Raw genomic sequence first — 7,834 nt, forward strand, 5'->3', positions numbered from 1 at the left:
TGTCAACGCCGCCGGTGATCTCACGGGTCTGCTGTGCGATGGTGGACATCGCCGTCCTTTCACCTGATCCGACAAGGGCGGCAGCCACCGGCCGGGCAGGCGGACAAGACAGTGATGGGGCCTCTGGCCAGGCTCTTATGAAGTCACGCCAGCCCGCTCGGTGGATGCACACGAGCGTCTCCCGGCCAGGGCCGACAGATCCCGTTGAGGACCCAAGGTCAGTCAGTCGCTGGGTCAGACCCCGCCGGGAGACGCTCACGAACATCATCACTGTCAGTCGGCGATGAACCGGTTCCCGAACCGCCCCGTTGCCTCGCTCCGTTCGCGCTGGCGGCGGATGACGTAGGTGCCCGGCGCGATGCCCGTACCGCCGTGTTCCGGGTGGATGAGGTATGCGACCGCGGTGGCGTCGAGGACGCCGAGGGCGAGGCGCTGGGGGTCGTTGACGCGCCGGCTCCACCGGCAGGTGCCCGCGTCGGCGACGAGCGTGTGCGGGTTGCCGCCGGCGGCGCCGCGCAGCAGCTCGACGCCGCTGGCGGGGACGGGCGTCCAGCGGGTGTGCCGCGGGACGGTGACGTCGTCGAGGAGCGCCAGCGGTACGACGATGAGGTCGCCCTGCGCCTGCAGGCCGGCCACGACGGGGATGGTCACCTCGCGCTCCAGGTGGGCGAGGACGTCGAGGCCGGTCCTGGCGGTGAGGTCGGCGAGGGTCACGCCTGCGGACGTGGTCATGTGCATCACCTCGGGGTGAGAGAAGGGAAGAGGAAGAAGGAAGAAGGAAGAAGGAAGAAGGGGAAAGGAGTGTGACCGCACGTCAGGTGCGGCGGGCCAGCCGGGCGTACTGCGGCCCGCTGAGCCCGTACGACCAGCCGGCCGCGGCGACAGGGTCGTCGATGTCCGCGGGCACGCTCAGCCCGTACCGGCGCCGCCGCCCGTCGGGCTCGACGGAGCCGTTGACAACGAGCAGGACCCGCCCCGGCGTGCCCCACACGCGGCGCGGCACGTGGTAGAGGTGCAGCCTGCCGGCGTTGCCGGGGTCGTCGGAGGCGGCGAGCAGGTGCAGGCCCGCCTGGTCGATGTACGTGTCCCAGCCGATGCGCTCGATGGCGCAGCGGCGTACCTCGACGTTCGGCTCGCGGTGGATCCGCGCCACCGTCGGGTCCGTGACGACCCACCGGGGCACGGCGGTGCCGTGCAGCGCGTACACCTCGGCGCCGTCGGCGTACCGGACGGCGGGGCGCTGCGGGTGGTGCAGCCGCACTTCGCCGTTGCGGGCGCCGGGCAGCGGCTCGGTGTGCACCTCGGCGGGCCGCTCCGCGAGGACGCACACCCCGTCCCCGGGCCACCACCAGCCGGCGGCGCGGGCCAGCGCGGCCCACAGGGCGAGCTGGCGGGCGTCGGCTGCGGGGTAGCGGGTGAGGCCGAGGCGGGCCCGGATGTCGAAGTGCCCGGTCCAGTGCGCGTCGTGCTGGCCGTGGAAGGTGAGCCCGAGCAGCTCGGCGCCGGTGCCGGCGGCGGGCAGGAGGGCGGTGCGGATCGCGGTTCTCGGGCCGTCGAGCAGCGAGGTGTTGAGCGGGTCGTGCACGGCGGTCCACAGGATGTCGTGCAGCGCGTACCCGTCGTGGAGCCCGTCCTCGGGCGCCATGCTGTGCGCGGTGAGATACCACGGGGGGCGCTGCATGCGCCACAGGTGCGCGGGGCGCCGGACGTGCCCGTCCAGCCGGGCGCGGAGCGCGGACTGCAGCGACGCCAGCCGGGACGCGACGGGCCAGCCGGCCCAGCGCGCCGGCGCCTCGGCCGCCCGCAACCGCGGGCGGGCGAAGGCCGGTTGCTCGTCGCGCAGCACCGGCGGGGCCGCCGCGGGCGAGCTGATCCAGACGAACCGCGGGGGCGGCGCACCGGCGAGGCCGTAGAGCCCGGTGACGGCGGCTTCGGCCGCCGGCCGGTCGGCGGGCAGGGAGGAGAAGGCGTACCCCAGCCATTCGTCGCGCAGCGCGACGGCGAGGGACAGCCGTTCGTGGGAAGAGGAAAGTGAGCTGCCGAAGCGGGGAGATGCCCCGCGCGCAGTGGTCACCGCGGTCACCAGAGGGAGGCGGTGTGCGCCTTTCCGTGAGTCATGGCGGCAAGCGTGCCAGCGGCGGCGCGGGGACGCAAGGGGATTAAGGACGTACGCGGTCCCGGACCACCGTGCCGCGGCGCGGGGCCGCGGTGTGATCCAATGCCGCCGGAAGCCGACGGGGGCGAAGGGGCGGGTGAGCGGGCGTGGTCTTCGTGGAGGTGCCGCTGACGGCGGCGGTACGGGAGGCGACGGGCGTCACCGGCCCCGCCGAACGGCTCTACGGCGGCGAGGAGTCCGCCGCGTGGCGGGTGGGCGCGCACGTGGTGCGGATCGGCGCGTACGGCAAGGACCCCGCGGAGGCGGAGTGGTGCCACCGCGTCGCGGTCGCCGCGCACACCGGCGGCTGCCCCGAGGCCCTGGTTCCGCTGCCGGTCCCCGGGCGGAGCGACGGCGCCACCGTCGTACGGGTCGAGGGCCGCACGGTGTCGCTCTGGCCGTACGCCGACGGGGTCTGGGCCGCCGGTGACGATCCCCACTCGGCGACGGCCGCGGCCCGCATGCTCGCCCGGCTGCACCGCGCGCTGGCCGGCGCGGACCTGCCGCCCCGGCCGCGCCCCGGCTTCCTTGAGACGGGCCTCGCCGGCGAGGTGGCGTACGCCGACCCCCGGCTGCGGGACCCCGGACTGGACACGTGGCTGGCCGGGTTCACCGCCCGCGCCCTGCCGCGGCACCCGCTGCACGGCGACTACTACCACGGCAACCTGCTCGTCGACCGCGACGACCCGGCCCGGATCGTCGCCGTACTCGACTGGGACGAGTCGTTCGTCGCCCCGCCCGAGGTGGAAGTGGCCAGCGCGGCGCGGGAGTTCGCGGACGAGTTCTGCGAGAACCCGGCGGACGCGCGCCGCTTCGCCGACACCTACCGGGAGGCCGGCGGCACCGCGGAGACGCTGGACGACGAGACGCTGACGCAGTTGATGCGCCACCGGCTGCGGCGTGAGGGCGCGTACTTCGCGCTCGCCGTGGCGCGGGGCGTGGAGCACGACGAGGACGACCTCGACTACCACCGGCGCCGGATGGAGGCGTTCGCCAGGCTCCGGCCCTGAATGCGGTTGTCCGGCCGCACACCGCCCGACTACGTTGCCGGGGTGGATCGATTCGTACCCTCCTGGGCTGCGCTGCGCTCGGCCGTCGCCGGCCTGGGCGACGAGGACTTCGCGCAGCCCTCCGGCTGCACCGGCTGGCTCGTCCGCGATCTCGTCTACCACTTGGTGATCGACGCACAGGACGTGCTCATCACCCTGGTCACCCCGGCGGACGGCGAGCCGACGGTCGACGCGGCGGGCTACTGGCACGTGGGTGACGAGCCGCCGACCGGCGCGGACCCCCTCGACGCGCTCACCGTCCGGGTCGCCGCGGCCTACGAGGACCCGGCGCTGCTGAAGTTCCACCTCGACGACGTCGGCTCCGCCGCCGGCCGTGCGGCCCGACTCGCCGACCCGGCGCTCCGGGTGAGCACCCAGGACATGGTCCTCACGGCCGGCGACTACCTCGCGGCGTACGTCCTGGAGTGGACCCTGCACCACCTCGACCTGACCGTGCACCTCCCGCACGTCCCCGGCCCGCCCGCGGAGGGCCTGGCCGCCGCCCGCGCCCTGCTGAAACGGATCGCGGGCGCGGCGTTCCCGGCGTCCTTCACCGACACCGACGCCCTCCTGACCGCCACGGGCCGCCGTACCGCCACGGAAGCGGAACGCACGGCCCTCGGCCCGCTGGCGGCGAAGCTCCCCCTGATCCTGGGCTGACGCGGCGCGCAATCACCGGCCGCGCGGCGCCGATCCGCGCCCGCCGGACCCCGAGCGCACGAAGGGGGACCTGGGGATGAAGCCGGACCGCTCCGCCCTCGTGATCGAGTGGAACGGGCAGGGGTGGGGCGGGGTGATCGACAGCCTGCGCCGGGCCTGACTCACCCACGCCCGGACGGACCTCCTCGTGATCCCCCGGCCGCCCGGCCCGTCGTCACCGCAGGTGGGCGAGGAGTTCGTCCCCGAGGGGACAAGGCTGTTCCCGGGGCAGCAGCCGGGTGGCGGAGTCCAGGTCACCACCGCTGACGAGGGTGTGGATCCGGTGGGCGAGCGGGGTCACGTCGCGGATGCCGGCCGTCCACTCGTCCGCGTAGCGTCGTACGGCCTCACCGGAGAGGCCGAGTTGCAGGGAACGGTACGGCAACGGCTGCAGGTGCAGGTCCCGTTCGGGGTCCCACTGGACGCGGGCGGGTGCACGCGTCAACTGCCGCTGCCAGGTTTCCCGGTCGGGGTGTACCTCCCGGTCGTAGCTCGACAGGCACGCGTGGCGCAGGGCCCACTCGAAGCCCTCGCGGGTGATCTCGATGCCGAGCACGGTCTCCTGGCCCGGCTTCGTGCCCCAGCCGCAGCGGTACATCATCCACAGGAAGGACGGCTTGATCCACGTCATCCGGTCACGCTTGAACGGCGGCACGAACGTGCCCGCCCGCAGCGCCGGCTCCGCGATGGCGGGTGCGTACGCCTGGTAGACGGTGATCGTGTCCGCGGTCTGTTCCGCACGGACCGTCCTCAGTTCCGGTGTCACCCGGGGGAGCCGTCCTCGTACGCGGGGGAGCCGGTCAGGAACGCCGCCGTGGCCGCCGTGAACCGGGCCGGGTCGTCCAGCCACGGGAAGTGGCCCGCGGCGGGCTGGACCTCGTAGCGGGCGCCGGGGAACAGGGCCGCGTACTCGGCCATCACCGGGGGCGGTGAGTTGAGGTCGAACTCGCCGGCGAGGACCAGCGCCGGGGCGGGCAGGCGGCCCAGGGCGGCGCGGGTGGCGGGCGGGGTGTAGGCGCCGGGGGAGCCGTAGACCGCTGCCGCCTCGGCGTTGCGGTCCTTGTCGGACGCCGCCTCCAGGGCGCGTGCTTCGTCGTCCCAGCGGCCGTGGAAGAACGGTGCCACGGCGTCCCAGTCGCCGTCGCGGCCGGCGGTCAGGTCCTCAAGGGCCGCGTACGCCTCGGGGAACCACGGCTCGTCCGCGCGCAGTCGCGCCGTCGCCAGCCGGGCCTCCCCGGCGATGTCGATGCCGACCGCCGCGACGCTCGGCGTGATCAGCGCCAGCCGGCCGACGCGTCCGGGGTGGCGGGTCGCGTAGAGCACCGCGAGGTTCGCGCCGGCGCAGTGGGCGAGCAGGTCGAGGCGGTCCAGGCCCAGGTGCGCGCGCAGGGCGTCCACGTCGGCGACGAGCCGGTCGCAGCGGTACGACGCGGGATCGGCCGGTGCCGCGGAGGCGCCGGTGCCGCGGTGGTCCAGGCGGATCAGCCGGCGGTGCACGGTCAGGCCACCGAGGTCACCGAGGTAGGCGGAGGACTGCATGGGGCCGCCCGCCAGGCAGACGACGGGCGCGCCGTCGCCGCCGGAGTCGTGGTAGGCGAGTGCGGTCCCGTCGGGGGCGGAGAAGGCCAGCATGGCGACGAGCCTGTCAGCGGCGTCCGCCGCGCGGCAACCGTATTCCGGGCGCCCCCGGTCGGCGCATGCGCCCAGCGGGCCCGGCACATGATCCGGCAGAAGTCCGGCGTGCTGCTCACCTTCGGCGGCGTCGGCGACCCCCTGCACGGCTACCGGAATTCATTCGCAGTGCATCGGCCTTCAGACCGGTGATGAAGCGAATCTGATGGTGGCGGCGCGGAGTGTCGCGGACTCAGGTTCGGCGGAGCCGGACACCGCGCTTCTTCGCCTGGGGCGCGGAGCGTCGCGAGGGCTGGTCCCGGCGGAGCCGGGCGGTGCTCACACCGGCCGGTTCTGCTGTTCGATTGCCTGACCACGGAGAGTGGGGCGCCGTGAGGGAGTTGACCAGCTTGGTCACGGTGACCTTGGGCGGGAAGTTCACTGGCAGGTGGACGTGGTTGTCCGCACCGTTGAACTCCACCAGGTCGTATGCGAAGTCCGTGTACACCGACCGCGTGATCTCCCCCTATCCGCCTTAAGCGGGCATCGGTGAACACCTTGTGCCGGGACTTGGTAACGAAGACCACGTGCACATGCGTCATGTAAGCGCAGTGACGACAAGTTCTGATCTCCTGCATCTCACCCATAGCCCAAGTTCGTAGGGTGACGGTCATGCAGCTGAGGTACAGCTTCCGCGTGCGACACGAGGTCGCACCGTCCAAGTGGACAACGCCGCTTCAACGGGGTTGTCCCAGACCAGTGTTCTGAGGTCTGGTCCCACGTTCACATGCGTCGCTGGCAACGGCGGGGTGTGAAGCTGAGCGCTCAAGGCCCAAGAACGTCAAGGCATCTGACCTCACAGGCCGAGGGACAGTCTGGAAGGGTGAACGAAAGTGAACCTCTGTCAAAGCCTCGTCACTGTAGCCCGCCCGATGTTGAGTAGGAGTGGCGGTTATGGCCCGGACGCTGGGAGGCGTCGAGTGGAGCCGAGGGTATGGACCTGCGGCTCGTGAACACCACTGGCCACGGGGCAATAGGAGGCACCCTCCCCGGACGCATCTTGACGGTGCGGAACGTGGAAACCCGGTTGAGGTCCAGATCGATCTGGTAGGCCGACCGCGAGGAGAGCGGAATTCCTCAGCCGGACAGGATGGTCCAAGAAGCGAATGCCGGTCCCCGAAAGGGAAAGGGAAAACGGGCGAGCGCGCCCGTATAACCTGCCGGATACGGGTATGTTCCCGGCTCGAAAGGGAGCAGACGTGGACCAGGTAAGCCTTTGAAGTGAACTGAGAAGAAGCCTGAACCGAAGGACAAGTTAGACACCGGGAGGACGGTGAACATGACTGTGTTGCCGCTCAGCCCGGCGAACGGACCAGAGGACGCCTCCGCGCGCTGGCACCAGGTTGACTGGAGTCGTTGCGAGGGAGAAGTACGGCGACTGAGACAGCGGATCTTCAAGGCCACGCAGGAAGAAGACTGGCCAAAGGTCAGGAATCTTCAAAAGCTCATGTTGCGGAGCCACTCCAACACGCTGTTGAGCGTGAGAAGAGTGACCCAGTTGAGCACGGGCCGCAAGACGGCCGGCGTCGACAGGAAGAAGGCGGTAACGCCGGAATCCCGATGGAAGCTAGCAACAGACATCCATCGGGCTGAAAAGCCCTGGCGCGCCATGCCGGTCAAGCGGGTGTACATCCCGAAGAGCAACGGGAAACAACGACCCCTCGGAATCCCGACCATTCGGGACCGGGCCATGCAGGCCCGCGTCAAGAATGCTCTGGAACCCGAGTGGGAGGCCCGTTTCGAACCCCGGTCGTACGGTTTCCGGCCGGGGAGGGGATGCCACGACGCGATCGAGGCAATCTTCGGGGCAGCGGCACGCAAGAATGCCAAACGCCTCTGGGTCCTCGATGCTGATCTATCGGCAGCATTCGACCGCATCGACCATCCACACCTGATGGACGCCGTCGGGGACTTCCCCGGCCGGAGTCACATCCGGGCATGGCTGAGGGCCGGGGTAGTCGAAGAAGGACGGTTCACACCGACCGAGGAGGGGACTCCGCAGGGCAATGCCACTCATTTAAGCTCCTCGGCATTTCGTCATCCACTTTTCCACAGCGACACTCCCGTGCGTTCTGTGGATAAAGCGGCAGGTCTTTCCTTCTGTTCCTCCTCTGCCTGCCTTCTGCTATCTTCTCGCCATGCTTCAGGGCGATCGTGGCACCGCGCTCGCGGGTGTACGTATGACGGATCGAATCGGTGTAGGGGTCCTGACTCGTATCGTCGATCGTGATCTTGTCGACGAGGTGCTTGCCGAGACAGG

General features: G+C 71.2%; 7 protein-coding genes and 1 pseudogene. 3 read left to right on the forward strand and 5 right to left on the reverse strand.

Annotation, left to right across the window (positions count from 1 at the left end):
* Positions 1-273: 273 nt before the first annotated feature.
* Positions 274-732: a DUF8820 family protein gene (locus B124_RS36585; RefSeq protein ID WP_496507339.1), complete on the reverse strand. Its 459-nt coding sequence runs from the start codon at positions 730-732 to the stop codon at positions 274-276.
* A gap of 82 nt (positions 733-814) precedes the next feature.
* Positions 815-2,074, reverse strand: a complete 1,260-nt coding sequence (locus B124_RS36590; protein WP_496507340.1) for a DUF6745 domain-containing protein — start codon at positions 2,072-2,074, stop codon at positions 815-817.
* Between the two features lie 188 nt (positions 2,075-2,262).
* Between B124_RS36590 and B124_RS36595 the strand changes: the two genes are divergently transcribed.
* Positions 2,263-3,165 (forward strand): phosphotransferase enzyme family protein, encoded by a 903-nt coding sequence (locus tag B124_RS36595; RefSeq protein WP_496507341.1) that lies wholly within the window; start codon positions 2,263-2,265, stop codon positions 3,163-3,165.
* A 42-nt stretch (positions 3,166-3,207) separates the two neighbouring features.
* A complete protein-coding gene (locus B124_RS36600) occupies positions 3,208-3,864 on the forward strand; it encodes a maleylpyruvate isomerase N-terminal domain-containing protein (protein ID WP_496507342.1) in 657 nt (218 codons plus the stop codon).
* 214 nt (positions 3,865-4,078) lie between these two features.
* Here B124_RS36600 and B124_RS36605 read toward each other — a convergent pair whose 3' ends face one another.
* The 3 genes from B124_RS36605 to B124_RS36615 all read right to left on the reverse strand — a co-directional run bounded on the left by B124_RS36605 (position 4,079) and on the right by B124_RS36615 (position 6,022).
* Positions 4,079-4,669 carry a DUF4291 domain-containing protein gene (locus B124_RS36605; RefSeq protein WP_496507343.1) on the reverse strand — a complete coding sequence of 197 codons (591 nt, stop codon included), beginning with the start codon at positions 4,667-4,669 and terminating at the stop codon, positions 4,079-4,081.
* On the reverse strand, positions 4,666-5,535 hold the full coding sequence (locus B124_RS36610; RefSeq protein ID WP_496507344.1) for an alpha/beta fold hydrolase: 870 nt from the start codon (positions 5,533-5,535) through the stop codon (positions 4,666-4,668). The genes B124_RS36605 and B124_RS36610 overlap by 4 nt, the downstream gene beginning before the upstream one ends.
* A 232-nt stretch (positions 5,536-5,767) precedes the next feature.
* Entirely contained in the window at positions 5,768-6,022 is a 255-nt protein-coding gene (locus tag B124_RS36615) for a transposase (protein WP_496507345.1), read from the reverse strand.
* Positions 6,023-6,853: 831 nt separating this feature from the next.
* On the opposite strand from B124_RS36615, the pseudogene B124_RS36620 reads away from it, so the two are divergent.
* Positions 6,854-7,579: pseudogene (locus tag B124_RS36620) on the forward strand (reverse transcriptase N-terminal domain-containing protein); the annotation flags it as partial.
* Positions 7,580-7,834: the final 255 nt, after the last annotated feature.

This window comes from Streptomyces sp. CNP082 (genome assembly GCF_059570535.1).

What these genes read in the sequence shown, in the direction of transcription:
- B124_RS36585 (WP_496507339.1), bottom strand. Translation starts at nt 732, where the DNA reads ATGACCACGTCCGCAGGCGTGACCCTCGCCGACCTCACCGCCAGGACC.
- B124_RS36610 (WP_496507344.1), bottom strand. Translation starts at nt 5,535, where the DNA reads ATGCTGGCCTTCTCCGCCCCCGACGGGACCGCACTCGCCTACCACGAC.